This is a genomic window from Acinetobacter johnsonii (genome assembly GCF_048551975.1).
GTDB classification, from domain to species: domain Bacteria; phylum Pseudomonadota; class Gammaproteobacteria; order Pseudomonadales; family Moraxellaceae; genus Acinetobacter; species Acinetobacter johnsonii_A.
In genome coordinates this window covers 1-257 of the sequence record NZ_JBIMCF010000290.1, presented here as the reverse complement: position 1 = coordinate 257, position 257 = coordinate 1, and the positions used below count along the sequence as shown (strand labels likewise).

The 257-nt window shown below is 47.5% G+C and carries 1 pseudogene; it reads left to right on the top strand.

The window, feature by feature from the left end:
* A pseudogene (locus tag ACG9ZB_RS17535) lies at positions 1–257 on the top strand (hypothetical protein); the annotation flags it as partial.

Below are 257 nucleotides of genomic sequence, written 5' to 3'. Positions count from 1 at the left end.
AGCGAATACAGGCTGGAAACTGACGACAGATAAAACTGGTACGGGTGCAGTGGCAGGCAGTTCAGTTGAACAGATTACGCCAGATGAAACAGTAACGTTTATCGCTGGTGACAACATTGCGGTTGAACAGGCAGGGAACAAGGTCACTGTAGCAACGAAGAAAGATGTGGTATTTGACAGTGTAACTGCAGGTGGCACAGTCATCAATAATGCCGGCTTAAGCTTTGTTGACGGTACAGGCTCATTGGTTGCGAACA